The sequence below is a fragment of the Streptomyces sp. R-07 genome (assembly GCF_049913175.1).
GTDB lineage: Bacteria > Actinomycetota > Actinomycetes > Streptomycetales > Streptomycetaceae > Streptomyces.
Genome location: NZ_CP183978.1, coordinates 2512331 through 2532738, shown reverse-complemented (window position 1 = coordinate 2532738; position 20408 = coordinate 2512331). Strand labels below are relative to the sequence as shown.

Below are 20408 nucleotides of genomic sequence, written 5' to 3'. Positions count from 1 at the left end.
CATGCCCGTACCCAAGGCCGAACTGCACCTCCACATCGAAGGCACCCTCGAACCCGAGCTGGCCTTCGCGCTCGCCGCCCGCAACGGCGTCACCCTGCCGTACAAGGACACCGCAGCCCTCCGCGAGGCCTACCGCTTCAGCGACCTCCAGTCCTTCCTGGACCTCTACTACGGCCTGATGGCGGTCCTGCGCACCGCCGAGGACTTCACCGAGCTCGCCGACGCCTACCTGGAGCGGGCCGCCGCCCAGGGCGTCCGGCACGCCGAGATCTTCTTCGACCCGCAGGCGCACACCGCCCGGGGCGTTTCCCTCGGGACGGTGGTGGAGGGACTCGGCGCCTCCCTCGACCGCGCCGAGGAGCGGTACGGGATCTCCACCCGGCTCATCCTGTGCTTCCTGCGCGACGAGTCGGCCGAGTCGGCGCTCGCGACGCTGGAGGCCGCGAAGCCGTACCTGCACCGGATCACCGGCGTCGGCCTGGACTCGGCGGAGGTCGGCCACCCGCCGGCCAAGTTCCGCGAGGTGTACGAGGAGGCCGCCCGGCTCGGCCTCCGGCGCGTCGCCCACGCGGGCGAGGAGGGCCCCGCCGCCTATGTCCGCGAGGCCCTGGACGTCCTCGGCGTGGAGCGGATCGACCACGGCCTGCGCTGCATGGAGGACCCGGAGCTGGTCGAGCGGCTGGCCCGCGAGCGGGTGCCGCTCACGCTCTGCCCCCTGTCGAACGTCCGGCTCCGCGTCGTCGACACCCTCGCCGACCATCCGCTCCGCACGATGATGTCGGCGGGGCTGCTCGTCACCGTCAACTCCGACGACCCGGCGTACTTCGGGGGGTATGCGGGGGACAACTTCGACGGGGTGCGGGAGGCGCTGGGCCTCTCGGAGGACCAGCTCCGCGAGCTGGCCCGGAACTCGTTCGAGGCGTCGTTCCTGGAGGACGACGAGGAGCGGCGCGCGCGCTACCTGGCCGAGGTGGAGGCGTACGAGTTCGAAGGCCGGTGACGGGAGAAGCCGGGGCCGGTGTTCTGGCGGTTCGGGCAGGGGTGACCCCCCTCAGCCCCGGTCCGAAGGGCGGGCCAGCCGGAACGCCGACTTCGCGGCCCGGCGGCGGCCCGTGGCGACCGGGATCGGGGTGACCTCCTGCTCGGGGGCTCCCATCTGGGGGACCAGGGCCGTCCCCGAACCCCGGCCCGCGAGGACCGCCGCAGGCGCGCCGCCCCTGCGGTGGATCGAGCCCGGGACCAGCGGGCGGCCGGAGGCGTGGCGGGCGACCGCCGTCATCGGGACCGCGATCAGCAGGAGCAGGGTGCAGAGGGTCAGGCCCATGCCCGGGTAGCCCGCCTGCTCCGACAGGAGGCTGCCGGTCACCGGGCCGCAGGCCACGCCCAGCGAGGACGCCGAGCCGACCATGACGGCCCAGCGGCCGCGCGGGTCGAGGGAGGCGGCCAGGCCCAGGAGGTAGGAGAGGACGACCGGGTAGAGGGCGTTCCACAGGATCTCGCCCGTCGCGAACGAGGCCAGGCTTCCCGCCGACGAGCTCAGCAGGACGCATCCCGCGATCAGTACCGTGCCCGCGCCGATCGGGACCGCCCGGCCCAGGCGCGAGCCGAGCGCGCCCGCCGCCGTCACCCCCGCGAGGCCCGCGCCGAGCGCCGCCGCGAAGACCGCTCCGACGGTGACCTCGGAGAGACCGGCCTGGGTGAGCCCGATGCGGCCGCTCACGCCCCAGAGGGCGTTCTGCGCGAGGGACCAGCACAGGATGCCCCCGGCGAGTACGACACCGGCCCGGCGGTACGGCAGGGGGCCGGAGGCCGTCGTGGTCTCCCGTACCGCGCGCGTGGCGCCCGGCAGCCGGCCCGTCACCGGCCACACCAGGGCCGCCGCGCAGGCGATCGCGAGGAGCGGGGGAGCGTGGCCGGCGCCCAGGTGCGGGAGGGTCAGGTAGAGGGCGCCCGCCGTCGCCGAGACGGAGAGCAGACCGAGGGTCGAGGCCCGGTGCGGGTCACGCTGTCCGGCGATCCCGGCCACGGCCACCGCGGTCGCCGTGCCGGAGCCGAGGCCGCCGAGGACCGCGCCCGCGATCACCAGCGGGACGAGGCCGGTCGCGGCGGCGGAGCCGTATCCGACGGCCATCGCGAGGAGGCCCGCGCGGGCCGCCCGGCGCGGGCCGATCCGCTCCCCGCGCGCGGCGAGCGTGAAGCCGGCGGTCGAGGAGCCGAGGAGCAGGACGGAGCCGACCAGACCCGCCTGGGCGGGGGTGAGGCCGAGTCCGGCGGAGAGGCGGCCGACGACGGTCGGCAGCAGGTACGGGGCGAGGTAGCCGGCCGTGAAGAGGGCGACGAGGGCGACGAGGGCCCCCGCGCCGCGAGTCCGCGAGGACATGGGCGTTCCAGGAACAGAAGGGGAGGGGTTGGAGCGCCCGGTGGTGTGCGCGGGGCACGGGGTCGCGGGACCATGTGTATCAAGCGGGTGAGCGGCGGGAGAAGGTGGTTTCCGCCGGTTCGGTATGTGATCTGGGTCACTGTTGGTTTGATGTCCGGGTTCGGGGGTATGGGAGCGGTCTTCCTGTGCGTCCCACCCGCCACCCCACCCCCATCGGGCACACTGATCTGATCCGCACCACGACCGGGGAGCCTGCCGTGACCACAGCAAGGGGAGAGCAGCCGCAACACGACGCCGGGGTCGACCCGTTGGTGTGCCTGCGCGAGCCCACCGACCCCGCCTGCGACGTCTTCCTGACGGGCACCGTCTTCCTCGACATCATCTTCACCGGGCTCGATTCCGCCCCTGTGCGCGGCACCGAGTCCTGGGCCCGCGGCATGGGGTCGAGCCCCGGCGGCGTCGCCAACATGGCCACCGCCCTCGCCCGGCTCGGGCTGCGCACCTCGCTCGCCGCCGCGTTCGGCGACGACCACTACGGCGAGTACTGCTGGGACGCCCTGGAGCAGGGCGAGGGCATCGACCTGTCGCTCTCCCGGACCGTCCCCGGCTGGCACTCCCCGGTCACCGTCTCCATGGCCTACGAGGGCGAGCGCACGATGGTCTCCCACGGCCACGAGGCCCCGCCCCTCGACGGCGCCCTGCCCGCCTACCCGCCGCACGCGCGCGCGGCCGTCGCCTCCCTCGTGCCCGGCCGCTCCGAGGACTGGGTCGCCCAGGCCGCACGCGGCGGAGCCAAGGTCTTCGCCGACGTCGGCTGGGACGACACCGGCCACTGGGACCTGGCAGGCCTCACCGACCTCCAGCACTGCGAGGCCTTCCTGCCCAACGCCGCCGAGGCGATGCGCTACACCCGCACCGACTGCCCCCGGGCCGCCGCCCGCGCCCTCGCCGACAAGGTCCGCTACGCCGTGGTCACCCTCGGCTCCGAGGGCGCCTACGCCGTCGACGGCGCCACCGGCGAGACCGCCGAGGTCCCCGCGATCCAGGTCTCCGCCCTCGACCCGACCGGCGCCGGGGACGTCTTCGTCGCCGGTTTCGTCACCGGCACCCTCGCCGACTGGCCGCTCGCCGACCGGCTCGCCTTCGCCGGTCTGACCGCCGCCCTGTCCGTGCAGGAGTTCGGGGGCTCGCTGTCCGCCCCGACCTGGGGCGAGATCGCCGCCTGGTGGCAGCACGTCCAGGGCCATGCCCGACAGGACCCCGAGGCGCTGCGCGGCCGCTACGCCTTCCTGGAGCGGCTCCTGCCCGCCCCCGCACGCGCGTGGCCGCTGCGCAGGGCGGTGCCGACGATCGGGTTCCGGGCGGCCCACTCATAAACCGCTACGGGCTTGTCGCACCCGAGTCGTAGGCTTGGTAACCCAGAGGCAGTCGAGCGGCGACAGCCCTGCAACGGGAGGTGTGTGCAGGCCACAGTGCCGGCCCATGACTCAGACACCCACATCCCAGAACGGCGCGCCCGGCGAAGTCCGCGCACACTTCACCGTCCCCGCCAAGCACCCGATGGTGACCATCCTCGGATCCGGTGACTCACTGCTCCGCGTGATCGAGCGGGCGTTCCCCCAGGCCGACATCCACGTCCGGGGCAACCAGGTCAGCGCGGTCGGCGACGCGGCGGAAGTCGCTCTCATCCAGCGCCTGTTCGACGAGATGATGCTGGTGCTCCGCACCGGTCAGCCGATGACGGAGGACGCAGTGGAACGCTCGATCGCCATGCTCCGCGAGGAGACCGGCGACGCGGCCGTCGAGACGCCCTCCGAGGTGCTCACGCAGAACATCCTCTCCAGCCGCGGCCGGACGATCCGTCCCAAGACGCTCAACCAGAAGCGGTACGTCGACGCGATCGACAAGCACACGATCGTCTTCGGCATCGGCCCCGCCGGCACCGGCAAGACCTATCTCGCGATGGCGAAGGCGGTCCAGGCCCTGCAGTCCAAGCAGGTCAACCGGATCATCCTGACCCGCCCCGCCGTCGAGGCGGGCGAGCGCCTCGGCTTCCTGCCCGGCACGCTCTACGAGAAGATCGACCCGTACCTGCGGCCGCTCTACGACGCCCTGCACGACATGCTCGACCCGGACTCGATCCCCAAGCTCATGGCGAGCGGGACGATCGAGGTCGCGCCGCTGGCGTACATGAGAGGTCGCAGCCAGCCTGTCTTCACGAACGTGCTGACGCCGGACGGCTGGCGGCCGATCGGCTCCCTTGAGGTCGGTGACCTCGTCATCGGTTCCAACGGTGAGCCCACGCCGGTCCTCGGTGTCTACCCGCAGGGCGAGCGGGACATCTACCGGGTCTCCGCCCAGGACGGCTCCTGGACCCTCTGCTGCGGCGAGCACCTGTGGACCGTCCGTACGGCCTCCGACAAGCGGCGAGACAAGCCGTGGCGGGTCCTGGAGACCCAGGACATGATCGGCAACCTGCGGGCCGACCATGCCCGCCGGTACGAGCTGCCGATGCTCACCGCGCCGGTGGCGATGCCCGAGCGTGAGGTCCCGATGGACCCGTACGCGCTGGGCCTCTTGCTCGGGGACGGATGCCTGACCGGCTCCACCACCCCGTCGTTCTCCACCGAGGACCACGAGCTCGCTGAGGCGCTGGAAGCGGCGCTGCCCGGGGTCACCGTACGGGCGAAGGGCGGTCCGGATCACGTCCTGAACCGCGTCAAGGCCCCCGGGGACGTCGTTACTCTCGAGAACCCCGTCACGGGCATGCTCAGGCAGCTCGACCTCGTCGGCACCCGGTCCCACTCCAAGTTCGTCCCGGACGACTACCTGTACAACTCCGCCGAGGTCCGGCTCGCGGTCCTTCAGGGTCTCCTGGACTCCGACGGTGGCCCGGTCACCCAGACCGACCGCACCTGCCGGATCCAGTACTCGACCGCCTCGATCGTGCTCCGCGACGATGTGATCGCGCTGGTCCAGTCGCTCGGTGGCGTGGCCTACACCCGGCGCCGACCGGCCGAGGAGCGTCCCCAGGGCAATGCCCTGGGGAAGCACCGCCACGACGCCCACGTCGTCGACATCCGCCTCCCCGAGGGCATCGAGCCCTTCCGGCTCGCCCGCAAGCGGGACGCGTACCACGCGGCCGGAGGCGGCGGTCGGCCGATGCGGTTCATCGACTCCATCGAGCCCGCCGGGCGTGAGGAGACGGTCTGCATCCAGGTCGCGGCCGAGGACTCGCTGTACGTCACGCAGGACTACCTGCTGACGCACAACACGCTCAACGACGCGTTCATCATCCTCGACGAGGCGCAGAACACGAACCCCGAGCAGATGAAGATGTTCCTCACCCGCCTCGGCTTCGACTCGAAGATCGTCATCACCGGTGACGTCACCCAGGTCGACCTGCCGGGTGGGACGAAGAGCGGTCTGCGCCAGGTCCGGGACATCCTCGACGGCGTCCCGGACGTCCACTTCTCGATGCTCACGTCGCAGGATGTCGTCCGGCACAAGCTCGTCGGCCGTATCGTCGACGCGTACGAGCTGTACGACAGCCGCAACGGCCGCAACGGGAAGTAGCAACAAGCACCATGTCGATCGACGTCAACAACGAGTCCGGTACCGAGGTCGACGAGCAGGCGATCCTCGACATCGCCCGCTACGCGCTCGCGCGCATGCGCATCCACCCGCTCTCCGAGCTCTCGGTGATCGTCGTGGACGCGGAGGCCATGGAGCAGCTCCACATCCAGTGGATGGACCTCCCCGGACCGACGGACGTCATGTCCTTCCCGATGGACGAGCTGCGCCCGCCGTCCAAGGACGACGAGGAGCCCCCGCAGGGGCTCCTCGGCGACATCGTGCTCTGCCCCGAGGTCGCCACCCAGCAGGGCAAGGACGCGCCGACGGAGCACTCCATGGACGAGGAGCTCCAGCTCCTCACCGTCCACGGGGTGCTGCACCTGCTCGGGTACGACCACGAGGAGCCGGACGAGAAGGCCGAGATGTTCGGCCTCCAGGCGGCGATCGTCGACGGCTGGCGCGCGGAGAAGGGCCTCACCGGCCCGTCCCCGGCGCCGACCGTCTCCTGACCCGATGGACTTCTCGCTGATCTTCGGCGCGGTCGCGCTGGTCGTCGTCGCCTGGCTCGCCGCCTGCGCCGAGGCCGGTCTCGCCCGCGTCTCCAGCTTCCGCGCCGCCGAGGCCGTACGGTCCGGGCGGCGCGGGGCCGAGAAGCTCGCCCAGGTCGCCTCCGACCCGACCCGCTATCTCAACGTGGCGCTGCTCGTCCGCGTCGCCTGCGAGATGGCGGCCGGCGTCCTCGTCACGTACGTCTGCATCGAGGCCTTCCCGGAGACCTGGGAAGCGCTGCTCGTCGCGATCGCCGTCATGGTCCTCGTCTCGTACGTGGCCGTCGGCGTCTCGCCGCGCACCATCGGCCGCCAGCACCCGCTGAACACGGCGACCGCCGCCGCGTACGTCCTCCTTCCGCTCGCCCGGATCATGGGCCCCATCCCGCAGCTGCTGATCCTCATCGGCAACGCGCTGACCCCGGGCAAGGGCTTCCGCAAGGGCCCCTTCGCCTCCGAGGCCGAGCTGCGGGCCATGGTCGACCTCGCCGAGCAGGAGTCCCTGATCGAGGACGAGGAGCGCCGGATGGTGCACTCGGTCTTCGAGCTGGGCGACACCCTCGTCCGCGAGGTGATGGTGCCCCGGACCGATCTGATCTGCATCGAGCGGTACAAGACGATCCGTCAGGCCCTCACCCTCGCGCTGCGCTCCGGGTTCTCCCGGATACCGGTCACCGGGGAGAACGAGGACGACATCGTCGGCATCGTCTACCTGAAGGACCTGGTCCGCAGGACCCACATCAACCGGGACTCCGAGTCCGACCTGGTGTCCACCGCGATGCGGCCCGCCGCCTTCGTGCCCGACACCAAGAACGCCGGTGACCTGCTGCGCGAGATGCAGCAGGAGCGCAACCACGTCGCCGTCGTCATCGACGAGTACGGCGGCACGGCCGGCATCGTCACCATCGAGGACATCCTGGAGGAGATCGTCGGTGAGATCACCGACGAGTACGACCGGGAGCTGCCGCCCGTCGAGGAGCTCGGCGAGGACCGCTACCGGGTCACCGCCCGCCTCGACATCGGCGACCTCGGCGAACTGTACGGCTTCGGCCCCGACGAGTACGACGACGAGGACGTGGAGACCGTCGGCGGCCTGCTCGCCAAGGCGCTCGGCCGCGTCCCGATCTCGGGCGCGAGGGCGGTCGTGGAGCTGCCGGACGGGCGCTCGCTGCGACTGACGGCAGAGTCTCCCGCCGGCCGGCGGAACAAGATCGTCACGGTGCTCGTGGAACCGCTGGAACCGGAGGAGGAGCCGGCATGACCCCCGAAGAGCTGCGCGCCTTCTGCCTGGACTTCAACGACGCGGCGGAGGAGTTCCCGTTCAGTCCGGACGTCTCCGTCTTCAAGGTCGCCGGGAAGGTGTTCGCGCTCTCGTGGCTCGACGCCGAGCCGCTGCGGGTCAACCTCAAGTGCGATCCGGACGAGGCGGTACGGCTCCGCGAGGAGCACCCGGCGATCGCTCCCGGCTACCACATGAACAAGCGGCACTGGAACACCGTGACCGTCGGAGAGCTCCCGGACCGGATGGTCCGGGAGCTCGTCGAGGACTCGTACGACCTGGTGGTCGCGGGTCTGCCGAAGGCCGTACGGCTCCGCCTCGACAGGCCGTAGTCGGGGCCGTACGGTTCCGGCCCCGACAGGCGGTGGTTCAGGACCGGCGCCGCAGGCCGAGGGCGAGCAGGACCGCCGCGCCGACCACGATCGCCGCGTCGACGGCGATCACCGTGCGGACACCGGCGAAGAGGTCCGTGCCGGTGGTGGCGAGCACTCCGAGCAGCGGGACACCGACGGTGAGACCGACCTGCTGGGTGGTGGTGACCAGACCCGTCGCGAGGCCCTGCTCCTCGTCGCGGACGCCGGAGGTGACGGTCACGCCGTACGAGATGATCGCGCCGAGGTGCAGCATCGAGGCCAGGGAGACGGCCACGGTCGCCAGGATCGCGCCCGACTCCCGGCCGACGCCGAGCAGCCCGGCGGTGAGCAGGCCCTGGCCGGCGAGCGAGACCACCAGCGTGCGGTGGGCTCCGAACCGGCCGATCACCTTCGGGGTGATCATGCCGGCGAGGACCGAGAACGCGCCCTGGACGCCGAAGACGATGCCGGTCGCGAAGGCCGAGAGGCCGAGGGTCTCCTGGAGGTACAGGGTCAGGGCGAAGACGATCGTCGACATCATCGAGAAGGTGACCAGACCGCCCACGTTGCCGAAGGCGACGGTACGGCGGCGCAGCACCGGCAGCGAGACCAGCGGGGCCGGGTGCCGGGACTCGATCACGGCGAAGGCGACGAGCAGCAGCACGCCGAGAGCGAGGGTGACGGGGACGTCCACGCCGCCGAAGCCGCGCTCGGCCGCCGTCGTCAGGGCGTAGATCAGGGAGAGCAGACCGCCGGTGACGGTCAGCGCGCCGGGCACGTCCAGGCGGGGCCGCTCGGGGGTGCGGGACTCGGGCAGCAGGCCCGGGGCGAGCGGCAGCACGATCAGGGTGAAGACGGCGAGCAGGGCCATCGTGGAGCGCCAGCCGAGGGTGTCGGTCATGACACCGCCGAGCACCATGCCGATGGTGAAGCCGAGGGACATCAGGGTGCCGGAGATGCCGAGCGCCCTGGCCCGCAGCGGGCCCTCGGGGAAGGCGGTGGTGAGGAGCGCCATGCCGGTCGGCACGATGGCCGCCGCGCCGAGGCCCTGGAGGGCGCGGCCGGCGAGGAAGGCGCCGGGGCTCCAGGCGAGGGTGGCGAGCAGGGAGGCCGCGCCGAAGAGCACGAGGCCGGAGAGGAAGAGCTTCTTGCGGCCGAAGAGGTCGCCGATCCGGCCGAAGAGGAGCAGGAAGCCGCCGGAGGGGAGGGCGAAGGCGGTGACGGCCCACTGGAGGGCGGACGGGTCGAAGCGGAGGTCGGCGCCGAGGACCGGCAGGGCGACGTTCAGGACGGAGAAGTCGAGCGCCACCATGAACTGGGCGGCGCACAGGACGAAGAGGACGAGCCGGTCGCGGCCGGTGAGGGCCGGGGGAGCGGCGGGGGCGGTGGAAGCGCTGGGGGCGGTGGGGGACTCGGGCGGGGTGGTCGTCGTTGCCATGCCCCCACCTTCGGCGTACGGGAACAACGGTGGGGAGCGGGAACTTATCCTGTTGGTCGCACCACCAGGCACCGCAAGGCACCACCAGGCATCCACCATGCGTCCAGGGGGAGGAAGCACACGTGGCCACCGCTCTCGAGAGCACCAGCGCGAAGCAGCACCGACTCGGCGAACTGCGCGAGTTCCTGATGAGCCGCCGGGCCCGGGTCAGTCCGGCCGAGGCGGGGCTCCCGGACGGCGGCGCGCGCCGTCGCACCCCGGGCCTGCGCCGTGAGGAGGTCGCGGTCCTCGCGGGCGTCGGCGTCTCCTGGTACCAGTGGCTGGAGCAGGGCCGGGACATCACGGTCTCCCCGCAGGTCCTCGACTCGGTGGCCCGGGTGCTGCGGCTGAGCCCCGCCGAGAAGCGCCATCTGTACGTCCTGGCGGCGCTGAACCCGCCGCCGCTGGAGGCGGCCCCGGAGGACCGGGACATGTGCCACGGCCTGCGGCGGCTCATCGACGCGTGGATGCCGTTCCCGGCGCACATCATGGACCAGTACTGGAACACCGTGATGTACAACGACGCGGCGGCGATCGTGATGGGGATGCGGCCGGAGATCGTGCAGAACTGCCTGATCGCGTTCTTCACGGACCCCCTGTACCGCGCGCGGTCGACGCGTTGGGAGGAGCTGGCGCCGAAGGTCGTCGCGCAGTTCCGCTCGGCGTGCTCGGAGTGCCCGGACGACGAGGGCTTCCGGGCGGTCGTCGAGGAGGCCAAGGAGCTGAGCCCGGAGTTCGCGGAGCTGTGGGAGCAGCGGGACATCCTGCCGGGCGGCCAGAACCGCAAGGAGATGGAGCACCCGCTCGTCGGCACGCTGGTCGTCGAGGCCACCCAGCTCAGGGTCCCGGCCCGCCCGGACCTGGTCATCGTGATGCACACCCCGCTCCGGGAGGCGAACACGGCCGAGAAGCTGGAGTGGCTGGTGTCGCCGGAGGGGCGCCGCGGGGCGATGTACCCGGTCGCGGGCTGAGACCGGGACCGGCCGAGGGCTGAGACGCGGTCCGGGTGCGCCCGGGCCCCGACCTATGCTCGGTCCATGACACTCAGCAGCGAGCACGGCGACCTCGGCGCCGAGGACCTCAAGATCATCACCCTTGCGCGGAGCGCCCGAGCCCGGAACGGCGTGCCCGAGGGGGCGGCCGTACGCGACGAGACGGGCCGCACCTATGTGGCCGGCACCGTGGAGCTGGAGTCGCTCAAGCTGAGCGCGCTGCGGACCGCGGTCGCCATGGCCGTGGCGAGCGGCGCCCAGTCCCTTGAGGCGGCGGCCGTGGTGTCGAGCGCCGACGCCGCCTCGGACGAGGACCGCGCGGCGGTACGGGACCTGGGCGGGCCGGAGACCCCGGTGCTGCTCGCGGGCCCCGACGGACAGCTGCGCACGGCGGTCACCGCCGGCTGAACCGAGCGGCGAGAACAGGACGGTGAGGGCCCGGCGGCACGCCGGGCCCTCACCTCTTTGTGTGTTTGTGAAGGATCACCGCATCTTCTCTTGCCTTCCCCGGCGGTCTGCGCGTCAATGACAGCGGTTCGTCCGACGGACCGTCAGATCTCCACCATCCACGCAGTGTCCGCACCCCTGCGTTCGTCATCGGAAGGGGTTCGAACTCGCCATGAGAAGCAGAAGCACCTTAGGGACCGTCGCGGTACTCACCGGGGCGCTCGCCGCCGCCGGACTCGCCTTCGCCCCCACGGCCGGCGCCGTCGCGCCGGGCTCGGCCACGGCGACGTACGACTGCGGCAGCTGGGGCGGTGGCACCGCCACCCTCACGGCCACGCAGAGCGGCACCGCCGCGACCATCACCGTCTCCTCGGCCGTCACGACGCCGATCGGGGTCGGCGCCGACTCGATCAGCTCCACCCTGACGATGGCCAAGGGCGGCGGCGGCACCCGGGTCTTCACCGGGAAGAAGAACCCGGCGCTCAGTGCCGGCCAGTCCGTCGTCATGGGCCCGTTGAGCGGGACCGTGGCCTCGGGCGACAGTCTCAACTCGTACTTCGCGGGGGTCGCCCTCAAGATGGTGATCTTCGGGGTCACGGTGAACTGTGACGCGGTGACCTCGCAGTCGCCGGGCCCGTTCGTCTTCAGCTGAGCCCCCGTCCCCACCCGGACCGGTGTCGCCATGGGCGGCACCGGTCTCCGTCGTGACCTGCGCAAACGTCGGAAATGCGCCGATCTTGACAGTATCTGATGGGTCATCAGTCGGTGGAACTCGATGTCATTGACTTCTCCGTGCCCGCGGCCGTCAATGGCGCCCACTCATCCCTAGGAGGGGGCACACCCATGGCACTCAATCGATCCCGGGCGGCGGCCCGAAGACGGCGCTGGACCGCCGTCCTCGGCGCCACCGCCCTCGCGGTCGGCGGCGGCGCGCTCGCCGCCCCGGCGGGCGCGGCCACCACCTCGCAGTCGGTGGAATTCCAGACCCGCTGCGTCCCGCCGCCGATCGCCAACATCCCGCCGATCGAGGGCACCACCACCGCCGAGATCACGGTCGACAAGCCCAGCCCCAAGGTCGGCGAGACGGTGACCGTGACCTACACGATCACCAAGCCCGCCGCGTCCAACCCCGTCGACCTCGCGCTGCCGGCCGACATCATGACGCCCACCGGCAAGGTCGTCCTCGGCGGCGCCCAGACCGGTCAGGTCACCGTCACCGGCCCCAAGAAGAACCCGCCGGTCCCCGGCAAGGGCTCCTTCCCGGCCTTCTCCATGACGGGCACCTTCACCGCCACCGAGGCCGGGTCGATCACCCTCTCGCCCGGCGACTACAACATCCACACCAGCTACCTCATGGAGCTGGACACCCCCTGTACGGTGCTCAACCCGCCCGCCCCGGTCTCCGAGACGGTCGTCGCGAGCCCCGCGACCAACCCCAACACCCGCGCGCTCCAGCTCGACAGCGCCTCCGGTGACCCCGGCGTCCGGGTGACCGTCACCGGGAGCAGGTTCACCCCGCTCACCGAGGTCACCGTCGTCGGCCGGGCCGGCGCGGCCGAGACCGCCGACAAGATGACGGTCACGACCGACAGCGAGGGCGGCTTCGCCGCGCGCCTCAAGGTCAACGACCCGGCGACCACCGGGATCGTGGCGTACGAGGGCACGGCCTGGGACGCCGACAAGGGCGCGGGACCCGCCGCGTACAAGGTCGTCGTGCCGGCACCGCCGAACAGCCAGACGATCACCGCGGCCGTCACGGCGGGCGAGCTGTCCATGACCCAGGCCGGGGACGCCGTCCAGCTGTCCTCCGTCGACTTCGGCGCGGGCGGCGCGGCCACCGGCGCCCTGCAGACGGTGACCGTCAAGGACTTCCGCGGCGGCCCCGCCGGCTGGTCCCTGACCGGCAAGGTCACCGACTTCACCGGTCCCGGCGGCGCCATCGGCGCCGGGAACCTCAGCTGGACCCCGGCCTGCACCGCCAAGGCCGGCAGCCCCAGCACCTGCGCGGCCGGCTCCGCCGGACCCGTCGGCAGCGGCGGCGCCACCCTCGCCTCCACCCCGAACGGCACCCTCACGGGCGGCGAGTTCACCGTCGACGCGGGCCTCTCCCTCGACATCCCGGCGTTCACCGCGCCCGGGGCGTACGCGGGCGTGCTCACGCTGACCCTGTCCTGACCGCCCCGCGGGCCGGGCGCGCACCCGGCCGGCCCGCTCCCCTCCGCACCCTTCACCGATCCGCACCCTTCTCCGATCCGCACCCCGGGGGGTCCGCACCCGTGCGCACGAAGCCGTACGTCCTCCTCCTGAGCACCCTCCTCGTGCTGCTCGGCCTCGCGCCGGGCGCCCAGGCCGCCGAGAACGGCGAGTGGGCCGTCTATCCGGCCGCCTCCCGACTCGGCGGCCGCCCGTACTTCTACCTGTCCGCCGACCCCGGCAGCACGCTCACCGACCGCGTCACCGTCGCCAACAAGACGGCCGCCCCGCTCACCTTCCGGCTGTACGGCGCCGACGCCTACAACACCGACCGGGACGGCGGCTTCGCCGTCCGCACCCAGCGGGAGAAGCAGACCGGCGCCGGCGCCTGGATCAAGCCCGCGCGGACCCGGATCACCGTCCCGCCGCACTCCGCCGTGACCGTCCCGTACACCCTGACCGTCCCCGCCGACGCCGATCCCGGCGACCACCCCGGCGCGCTCGTGGCCCTCGACGAGCGGATCGCCCCGGGCGGGAAGGGCTCCGTCGCGGTCGGCGTCCAGCGCGCGGTCGGCGCCCGCGTCTACCTCCGGGTCCACGGGCCGACCGTCCCCGCCCTCGCCGTCGAGGACGTCACCCTCGACCAGGACCGGCCGCTGGTCCCCGGCACCCGCACGAGCAGCGCCCTCGTCTCGTACACCCTGCACAACCGGGGCAACGTCACCCTCAACCCCAAGGTCGTCCTGAAGGCCCAGGGCCTCTTCGGCCGCACCCTCCTCGACCGCGACCTCGGGGGAGTCCCGTCCGAGCTGCTGCCCCGCCAGAAGATCCGGCTCACCGAGCGCTGGACCGGATCCCCGCAGCTCGACTGGGGCGACGTCACGCTCACCGCCACCGCGAAGGACGTGAAGGAGACCGGCGCCGTGTCGTTCCTGGCCCTGCCCTGGCTCGCCGCCGCGGTCCTCGTCGTGGGCGGCGCGGCCGGGCTCTACGGCCTGCGGATACGCCGCCGCCGGGCACTGAGTGCGTGAGGCGCGCGCTCATCGGGGACAATGGCCCCCATGAGCGCTCGCAACCAAGAAACCGAAGCCGTCCACCGGGCCGGCTTCGCCTGCTTCGTCGGCCGCCCCAACGCGGGCAAGTCCACCCTCACGAACGCTCTGGTCGGCCAGAAGGTGGCCATCACCTCGAACCGGCCCCAGACCACCCGGCACACCGTCCGCGGCATCGTGCACCGCCCGGAGGCGCAGCTGATCCTGGTGGACACGCCGGGCCTCCACAAGCCGCGCACCCTCCTCGGCGAGCGGCTCAACGACGTGGTCCGCACCACCTGGGCCGAGGTCGACGTGATCGGCTTCTGCCTGCCCGCCGACCAGAAGCTCGGCCCCGGTGACAAGTTCATCGCCAAGGAGCTCGCCGGGATCAAGAAGACCCCGAAGGTCGCGATCATCACCAAGACCGACCTGGTCGACTCCAAGACGCTCGCCGAGCAGCTCATCGCGATCGACCAGCTCGGCAAGGAGCTGGGCTTCGAGTGGGCGCAGATCGTCCCGGTCTCCGCCGTCGGCAACAAGCAGGTCCAGCTCGTCGCCGACCTGCTCATCCCGCTCCTGCCGGAGTCCCCGCCGCTCTACCCGGAGGGCGACCTCACGGACGAGCCGGAGCAGGTCATGGTCGCCGAGCTGATCCGCGAGGCCGCGCTCGAAGGCGTACGGGACGAGCTGCCGCACTCGATCGCGGTGGTCGTCGAGGAGATGATCCCGCGCGAGAACCGCCCGGCGGACCGGCCGCTGCTCGACATCCACGCCAACGTGTACATCGAGCGCCCCAGCCAGAAGGGCATCATCATCGGCCCGAAGGGCAGCCGCCTCAAGGAGGTCGGCATGAAGTCCCGCAAGCACATCGAGGCGCTGCTCGGCACCCCGGTCTTCCTCGACCTCCACGTGAAGGTCGCGAAGGACTGGCAGCGCGACCCCAAGCAGCTCCGCAAGCTCGGGTTCTAGGGATCCCACCACCGTCCGGCCGGAGGCCGGCGCAGCCGCCCGAAGCCCGCGAGGCCGCTGGGCCTCGCGGTGCGAGGACGGCAGAAAGAGGGGGTCCCCGAGCAGTTCCGCAGGCTCGGGTTCTAGAGCGGACCCGCTACGCGCCTTCCTTGAGGACCCTCGTGATGAGGGTCCTCTGCGCGTCCGTGAGGCGGGGGTCGCAGCAGTGGACCGTGCGGCCGTCGACGGTGATCTCGTACGAGAAGCCGTCCGGCACGCCCCGGACGTCGCCGTCGCCCGCCGCGAGGACGGTGGCGGCCAGGGACTCCCACTCGGGGTCCGAGACCTCCACCTCCGCCGACCGCTCGATGCCCGCGAAACCGCCCGTGCGCCGCACTCGAATCCGCATGGCCCCTGTCTACCAGCCGGTCACTCGGTGGGCACCCCCACCGCCGTCCACGCCTTCAGGACGGCCTGGATCTCCTCCCCGTCGCCGTACCGCGCCTTCGCCGCCGCCACCGTGGCCCGCGCGAACTCGGAGAAGCGGGTCTCCGGGGTGAGGGTGCCGCCGGTCATCACGTCGTACCAGATCTGCCCGGCCCGCTCCCAGGCGTTGCCGCCGAGCTCGGTCGCGGCCAGGTAGAAGGCGTGGTTGGGGATGCCGGAGTTGATGTGCACCCCGCCGTTGTCGCGGCCCGTGCGGACGTACTGGTCCATGTGGGCGGGCTGCGGGTCCTTGCCGAGGACGTCGTCGTCGTACGCGGTGCCCGGGGCCTTCATGGACCGCAGCGCCGTCCCCTGCACGCTCGGGTGGAAGAGGCCCTCGCCGATGAGCCAGTCGGCCTGGTCGGCGCTCTGGCCCAGCGCGTACTGCTTCACGAGCGAGCCGAAGACGTCGGAGACCGACTCGTTGAGCGCGCCGGACTGGCTGAAGTACTCCAGGGCCGCCGTGTACTGCGTGAAGCCGTGGGCGAGCTCGTGGCCGATGACGTCCACGGGCAGGGTGAAGTCGAGGAAGATCTCGTCGTCGCCGTCGCCGAACACCATCTGCTCGCCGTTCCAGAAGGCGTTGCCGTAGTTCCGGTCGTAGTGGACGGAGGCGATCAGCGGCAGTCCCGAGCCGTCGATCGAGTCGCGCCCGAAGGCGTTCAGGAAGAGGTCGAAGGTGGCGCCGAGGCCCGCGTAGGCCCGGTTGACGGTGGCGTCGGCGACCGCCTCCTCGCCCTCGCCGCGGACTCGCTCGCCCGGCAGGTCGGTGCCGTGCCCGCAGTCGTGGACGGTGCGGTGCGGCTTGCCGGCGTCGGCGGGGGCGGGCGTCGGCGCGGCGCCGGGCAGCGGCAGGACCCGGAAGGTGCGGGCTGAGGCGTCCGCGATCAGGGTGCGGCGGGCGGCGGCGGCGACGGCCGGGTTCGAGGAGCGCGCGAGGTGCTCCAGGAGGTGGGGCGGCACGATCGAGCAGAAGACGGGCGTGTGGGCAGTCATCCCTGAAATGTGGCACTCCGTGACGCCGCTGTCACGAGGGGAGACGAGGATTGGCGAAATGGAGTGATGAGTCACCTTTCGGCCTTGACGCGGACGCCGTCCCGCATACTGAAACAGGACGTCCGCCTTTCGCGGACCTGGGCTAGGGTGACGCACATCATGCGTTTCGGGCTGCTTCTCCTTAGCTGCCGCGGCGAGGGCCTGTAGTCGTAGGCCGACCCCCTCCCCGCGGGACCTGGTGTTGCGTTCGACAGTCGGCCGTCCCTCCCGCAGGACCCGAGGAGCCCTACGCAATGTCTCAGTCGCCTTTCGTCAGCCGTCCGACGCCCATCACCAACGCGACCCACACGCAGCAGCCGTCCGGGATGCCGATCCACAAGTACGGCCGGTACGAGGCCGTGGTCATCCCCGACCGGACCTGGCCCGAGAAGCGCATCACCAAGGCGCCCCGCTGGCTGTCCACCGACCTGCGTGACGGCAACCAGGCCCTGATCGACCCGATGTCCCCGGCCCGCAAGCGCGAGATGTTCGACCTGCTCGTACGCATGGGCTACAAGGAGATCGAGGTCGGCTTCCCGTCCTCCGGCGACACCGACTTCGCGTTCGTGCGCTCCATCATCGAAGAGGGCGCGATCCCGGACGACGTCACCATCTCCGTGCTGACCCAGGCCCGCGAGGACCTGATCGAGCGGACCGTGGAGTCCCTGGTCGGCGCCAAGCGCGCCACCGTCCACCTGTACAACGCCACCGCGCCCACCTTCCGCCGGGTCGTCTTCCGCGGCTCGAAGGAGCAGATCAAGCAGATCGCCGTGGACGGCACGCGGCTGGTGATGGAGTACGCGGAGAAGCTGCTGGGCCCGGAGACGGCCTTCGGCTACCAGTACAGCCCCGAGATCTTCACCGACACCGAGCTGGACTTCGCCCTGGAGGTCTGCGAGGCGGTCTGTGACGTCTGGCAGCCCGGCCCGGGCCGCGAGATCATCCTCAACCTGCCCGCCACCGTGGAGCGTTCGACGCCGTCCACGCACGCGGACCGGTTCGAGTGGATGTCCCGGAACCTGACCCGCCGCGAGCACATCTGCATCTCCGTCCACCCGCACAACGACCGCGGCACCGCGGTGGCGGCGGCCGAGCTGGCCGTCATGGCGGGCGCGGACCGCGTCGAGGGCTGCCTGTTCGGCCAGGGCGAGCGGACCGGCAACGTCGACCTGGTGACGCTGGGCATGAACCTGTTCTCGCAGGGCGTCGACCCGCAGATCGACTTCTCCCAGATCGACGAGATCCGCCGTACCTCCGAGTACTGCAACCAGATGGAGGTCCACCCGCGCCACCCCTACGCGGGCGACCTGGTCTACACCGCCTTCTCCGGCTCCCACCAGGACGCCATCAAGAAGGGCTTCGACGCCATGGAGGCCGACGCGGCCGCCGTCGGCAAGACCGTCGACGAGATCGAGTGGGCGGTGCCGTACCTGCCGATCGACCCGAAGGACGTCGGCCGCTCCTACGAGGCCGTCATCCGGGTCAACTCGCAGTCCGGCAAGGGCGGTATCGCGTACGTCCTGAAGAACGACCACAAGCTGGACCTGCCCCGCCGGATGCAGATCGAGTTCTCGAAGATCATCCAGCAGAAGACCGACAGCGAGGGCGGCGAGGTCACGCCGGCCGCGATCTGGGCCGTCTTCCAGGACGAGTACCTGCCCAACCCGGACAACGCCTGGGGCCGCATCCAGCTGCGCTCCGGCCAGACCACCTCCGACACCGACGGCACGGACACCCTGACCGTCGAGGCGGTCGTGGACGGCGCCGACACCGTCCTGACGGGCTCCGGCAACGGTCCGATCTCCGCGTTCTTCGCCGCGCTGCAGTCCATCGGCGTCGACGCCCGCCTGCTGGACTACCAGGAGCACACGATGAGCGAGGGCGCCTCCGCGCAGGCCGCCTCGTACATCGAGTGCGCCATCGACGGCAAGGTCCTGTGGGGCATCGGCATCGACGCCAACACGACCCGCGCCTCCCTGAAGGCGGTCATCTCGGCGGTCAACCGCTCCGCCCGCTGACCCCGGCACCCCTCGTCCGCTGCCCCGCACCCTTCCTCCCGGAGGGTGCGGGGCAGCGGCATGTGTGAGACGCGTCACGGTTTCATGTTCCCTTAAGGAAGATCGCCCAGGCATGTCGGAATCGGCGTCATATCAGGTGAGTTGACGGCACATCGGAGAATGGCGGAAGGTCGGCTCGTCCACTCGGACACACCCCCACGCGCCCTCTCCGTACCTCCCTGACCTGGAGTTCCGCATGCGCACGACCGCTGCCGTGGCCGCCGTCCTCGCGGTGACCGGTGCCGCCCTCACCTGGGCCCCCGTCGCCTCCGCCACCACCACCGAGTGCGCCTCGCAGCCGCTCGGCACGGCCGGTCTGTACGCCGAGTTCGTCGAGAAGGACTCCGTCCGCCACTCGGACTCCGAGGGCGCGGTCGCGGTCGGCGGCGACGCCACCTTCGGCGCCCCGGGCCTGTCCGGCTTCTCCGTCGGCTCCGGCCTCTCCGGCGCCGACCTCGCGAAGCTGCCCGGCGGGCACAGCCTCGTCGTCGGCGGCACCCTCAAGGCCAACGGCGTGGTCCTGGTGAAGGGGTCCGGCATCGCGGGCAAGGTCGTGGACGCCTCGAAGGGCGACGGCTTCGGCGTCGACCAGGACAAGGTCGCGGAGGGCGCCTCCCCGATCGACTTCGGCAAGGAGTTCGCGAAGCTCCGCACCCTCTCCACCGGCTGGGCCGGCGAGAAGCCCAACGGCGAGGTGGCCGGCGGCGAGGACGGACGGAGCCTCTACCTCACCGGCGCCGACGCGCGGCTGAACGTCTTCGCGGTGAGCGGCGCCGACCTGGAGAAGGCCGGCGAGATCTACCTCAAGGTCCCGGCCGGCTCCTCCACCCTGGTCAACGTCATCGGCACGTCGTACGACATGCAGGCGAAGCCCACCTCCGGGGTGTGGATCTGGGACGGCGCCGCGTACGTCCAGGACGACTACGACCAGCACACCGCCGGCCACAAGAGCATCCGCTCCCGGCTGCTGTGGAACTTCCCGCAGGCCGAGACCGTCAGGAAGAACCACGCCGCCTGGCCGGGAACGATCCTCGCGCCGAACGCCGCCGTCACCATGGGCAGCGAGGGCGCGTACGGCCCCGGGCACATCAACGGCTCCGTGATCGCCGAGTCGCTGGACACCGTCCCCGGCGCCGAGACCCACCAGATGAACTTCACCGGCTGCCTTCCCCGGGTGACCACCCCCGGTCCGGTCGTCACCCCCGAGACGCCCAAGCCGACCGACACCCCCGCGCCCTCCCCGTCGGGCACCACCACCCAGGGCACCCCCGAGGACTCCGGGACCCCCTCGGGCTCCGCGTCCCCGTCGACCCCGGCCGCCCCGGGTGCGCCGGGTGAGACCACCACCCCTGCCACGACGCCGACCCCGGCGCCGTCCGCCACCCCGGAGGGTGATCTCGCGACGACCGGTTCGGCCATCGGCCCCGGTGCGATCGCCGCCGCCGTGGCCGCCGTCGCCGTCGGCGGAGGCTTCCTGGCCTTTGCGAAGCGCCGTCGCCGCGCCTCCTGAGGCCTCCCGGAGGGGTGACGTGTCTCGGCCAAGTCCACGGTGAACTCCTGACGGGGTGCTGACGCCACATCAAGGATGTGGCTAACATCACGC

Annotated in this window: 18 protein-coding genes; 14 read left to right on the top strand and 4 right to left on the bottom strand. The window is 71.8% G+C overall.

Annotated features, from left to right (window positions below; all coding sequences use genetic code 11):
• The first annotated feature begins 1 nt into the window (after position 1).
• A complete protein-coding gene (locus tag ACN9M0_RS11450) occupies positions 2-1000 on the top strand; it encodes an adenosine deaminase (RefSeq protein WP_366035821.1) in 999 nt (332 codons plus the stop codon).
• Positions 1001-1051: 51 nt separating this feature from the next.
• Here ACN9M0_RS11450 and ACN9M0_RS11445 read toward each other — a convergent pair whose 3' ends face one another.
• Positions 1052-2380, bottom strand: coding sequence for an MFS transporter (locus ACN9M0_RS11445; RefSeq protein ID WP_399698241.1), 1329 nt, complete (start codon positions 2378-2380; stop codon positions 1052-1054).
• Positions 2381-2637: 257 nt separating this feature from the next.
• Between ACN9M0_RS11445 and ACN9M0_RS11440 the strand changes: the two genes are divergently transcribed.
• The 5 genes from ACN9M0_RS11440 (at position 2638) to ACN9M0_RS11420 (ending at position 8115) form a co-directional block, all read left to right on the top strand.
• Entirely contained in the window at positions 2638-3756 is a 1119-nt protein-coding gene (locus tag ACN9M0_RS11440; protein ID WP_366035823.1) for a carbohydrate kinase family protein, read from the top strand.
• Positions 3757-3862: 106 nt separating this feature from the next.
• Complete coding sequence (locus ACN9M0_RS11435; RefSeq protein WP_426403547.1) at positions 3863-5956, top strand: PhoH family protein; 2094 nt, start codon at positions 3863-3865, stop codon at positions 5954-5956.
• Between the two features lie 11 nt (positions 5957-5967).
• Complete coding sequence (gene ybeY, locus ACN9M0_RS11430) at positions 5968-6465, top strand: rRNA maturation RNase YbeY (RefSeq protein ID WP_017239253.1); 498 nt, start codon at positions 5968-5970, stop codon at positions 6463-6465.
• Positions 6466-6469: 4 nt separating this feature from the next.
• Positions 6470-7765: a hemolysin family protein gene (locus ACN9M0_RS11425; RefSeq protein ID WP_426403546.1), complete on the top strand. Its 1296-nt coding sequence runs from the start codon at positions 6470-6472 to the stop codon at positions 7763-7765.
• Positions 7762-8115 (top strand): MmcQ/YjbR family DNA-binding protein, encoded by a 354-nt coding sequence (locus ACN9M0_RS11420; RefSeq protein ID WP_366035826.1) that lies wholly within the window; start codon positions 7762-7764, stop codon positions 8113-8115. The genes ACN9M0_RS11425 and ACN9M0_RS11420 overlap by 4 nt, the downstream gene beginning before the upstream one ends.
• Before the next feature lie 37 nt (positions 8116-8152).
• Here the strand turns inward: ACN9M0_RS11420 and ACN9M0_RS11415 are convergent, their stop codons facing one another.
• Entirely contained in the window at positions 8153-9574 is a 1422-nt protein-coding gene (locus tag ACN9M0_RS11415) for an MFS transporter (protein WP_366035827.1), read from the bottom strand.
• 188 nt (positions 9575-9762) lie between these two features.
• Between ACN9M0_RS11415 and ACN9M0_RS11410 the strand changes: the two genes are divergently transcribed.
• The 6 genes from ACN9M0_RS11410 (at position 9763) to era (ending at position 15248) form a co-directional block, all read left to right on the top strand.
• Entirely contained in the window at positions 9763-10584 is an 822-nt protein-coding gene (locus ACN9M0_RS11410; RefSeq protein ID WP_399698455.1) for a helix-turn-helix transcriptional regulator, read from the top strand.
• 66 nt (positions 10585-10650) lie between these two features.
• The gene (locus ACN9M0_RS11405; RefSeq protein ID WP_366035829.1) at positions 10651-11013 is read left to right on the top strand and encodes a cytidine deaminase; all 363 of its coding nucleotides are present in this window, start codon (positions 10651-10653) and stop codon (positions 11011-11013) included.
• A 211-nt stretch (positions 11014-11224) separates the two neighbouring features.
• The gene (locus ACN9M0_RS11400) at positions 11225-11704 is read left to right on the top strand and encodes a hypothetical protein (RefSeq protein ID WP_426403545.1); all 480 of its coding nucleotides are present in this window, start codon (positions 11225-11227) and stop codon (positions 11702-11704) included.
• A gap of 191 nt (positions 11705-11895) precedes the next feature.
• Complete coding sequence (locus ACN9M0_RS11395; protein WP_366035831.1) at positions 11896-13227, top strand: beta-xylosidase; 1332 nt, start codon at positions 11896-11898, stop codon at positions 13225-13227.
• Between the two features lie 101 nt (positions 13228-13328).
• Positions 13329-14276: a WxL protein peptidoglycan domain-containing protein gene (locus ACN9M0_RS11390; RefSeq protein WP_399698249.1), complete on the top strand. Its 948-nt coding sequence runs from the start codon at positions 13329-13331 to the stop codon at positions 14274-14276.
• A 21-nt stretch (positions 14277-14297) separates the two neighbouring features.
• Positions 14298-15248 carry a GTPase Era gene (gene era / locus ACN9M0_RS11385; protein ID WP_373313716.1) on the top strand — a complete coding sequence of 317 codons (951 nt, stop codon included), beginning with the start codon at positions 14298-14300 and terminating at the stop codon, positions 15246-15248.
• Between the two features lie 136 nt (positions 15249-15384).
• Here era and ACN9M0_RS11380 read toward each other — a convergent pair whose 3' ends face one another.
• Complete coding sequence (locus ACN9M0_RS11380; protein ID WP_366035833.1) at positions 15385-15636, bottom strand: protealysin inhibitor emfourin; 252 nt, start codon at positions 15634-15636, stop codon at positions 15385-15387.
• A 20-nt stretch (positions 15637-15656) separates the two neighbouring features.
• Positions 15657-16709 carry a M4 family metallopeptidase gene (locus ACN9M0_RS11375; protein ID WP_366035834.1) on the bottom strand — a complete coding sequence of 351 codons (1053 nt, stop codon included), beginning with the start codon at positions 16707-16709 and terminating at the stop codon, positions 15657-15659.
• A gap of 293 nt (positions 16710-17002) precedes the next feature.
• Here ACN9M0_RS11375 and leuA point away from each other — a divergent pair, with 293 nt between their 5' ends.
• Together leuA and ACN9M0_RS11365 are read left to right on the top strand one after the other, a co-directional pair.
• Entirely contained in the window at positions 17003-18766 is a 1764-nt protein-coding gene (gene leuA, locus ACN9M0_RS11370) for a 2-isopropylmalate synthase (protein ID WP_366035835.1), read from the top strand.
• A gap of 235 nt (positions 18767-19001) precedes the next feature.
• Positions 19002-20315 (top strand): choice-of-anchor A family protein, encoded by a 1314-nt coding sequence (locus ACN9M0_RS11365; RefSeq protein ID WP_426403544.1) that lies wholly within the window; start codon positions 19002-19004, stop codon positions 20313-20315.
• The last annotated feature ends 93 nt before the right edge of the window (positions 20316-20408 follow it).

Coding starts and splice junctions, on each gene's coding strand:
- leuA (WP_366035835.1), top strand. CDS start 17,003: ATGTCTCAGTCGCCTTTCGTCAGCCGTCCGACGCCCATCACCAACGCG.
- ACN9M0_RS11420 (WP_366035826.1), top strand. CDS start 7,762: ATGACCCCCGAAGAGCTGCGCGCCTTCTGCCTGGACTTCAACGACGCG.
- ACN9M0_RS11405 (WP_366035829.1), top strand. CDS start 10,651: ATGACACTCAGCAGCGAGCACGGCGACCTCGGCGCCGAGGACCTCAAG.
- ACN9M0_RS11425 (WP_426403546.1), top strand. CDS start 6,470: ATGGACTTCTCGCTGATCTTCGGCGCGGTCGCGCTGGTCGTCGTCGCC.
- ACN9M0_RS11435 (WP_426403547.1), top strand. CDS start 3,863: ATGACTCAGACACCCACATCCCAGAACGGCGCGCCCGGCGAAGTCCGC.
- ybeY (WP_017239253.1), top strand. CDS start 5,968: ATGTCGATCGACGTCAACAACGAGTCCGGTACCGAGGTCGACGAGCAG.
- ACN9M0_RS11375 (WP_366035834.1), bottom strand. CDS start 16,709: ATGACTGCCCACACGCCCGTCTTCTGCTCGATCGTGCCGCCCCACCTC.
- ACN9M0_RS11365 (WP_426403544.1), top strand. CDS start 19,002: ATGCGCACGACCGCTGCCGTGGCCGCCGTCCTCGCGGTGACCGGTGCC.
- ACN9M0_RS11450 (WP_366035821.1), top strand. CDS start 2: ATGCCCGTACCCAAGGCCGAACTGCACCTCCACATCGAAGGCACCCTC.
- ACN9M0_RS11395 (WP_366035831.1), top strand. CDS start 11,896: ATGGCACTCAATCGATCCCGGGCGGCGGCCCGAAGACGGCGCTGGACC.
- ACN9M0_RS11380 (WP_366035833.1), bottom strand. CDS start 15,636: ATGCGGATTCGAGTGCGGCGCACGGGCGGTTTCGCGGGCATCGAGCGG.
- ACN9M0_RS11415 (WP_366035827.1), bottom strand. CDS start 9,574: ATGGCAACGACGACCACCCCGCCCGAGTCCCCCACCGCCCCCAGCGCT.
- ACN9M0_RS11400 (WP_426403545.1), top strand. CDS start 11,225: ATGAGAAGCAGAAGCACCTTAGGGACCGTCGCGGTACTCACCGGGGCG.
- ACN9M0_RS11445 (WP_399698241.1), bottom strand. CDS start 2,380: ATGTCCTCGCGGACTCGCGGCGCGGGGGCCCTCGTCGCCCTCGTCGCC.
- era (WP_373313716.1), top strand. CDS start 14,298: ATGGCCCCCATGAGCGCTCGCAACCAAGAAACCGAAGCCGTCCACCGG.
- ACN9M0_RS11410 (WP_399698455.1), top strand. CDS start 9,763: ATGAGCCGCCGGGCCCGGGTCAGTCCGGCCGAGGCGGGGCTCCCGGAC.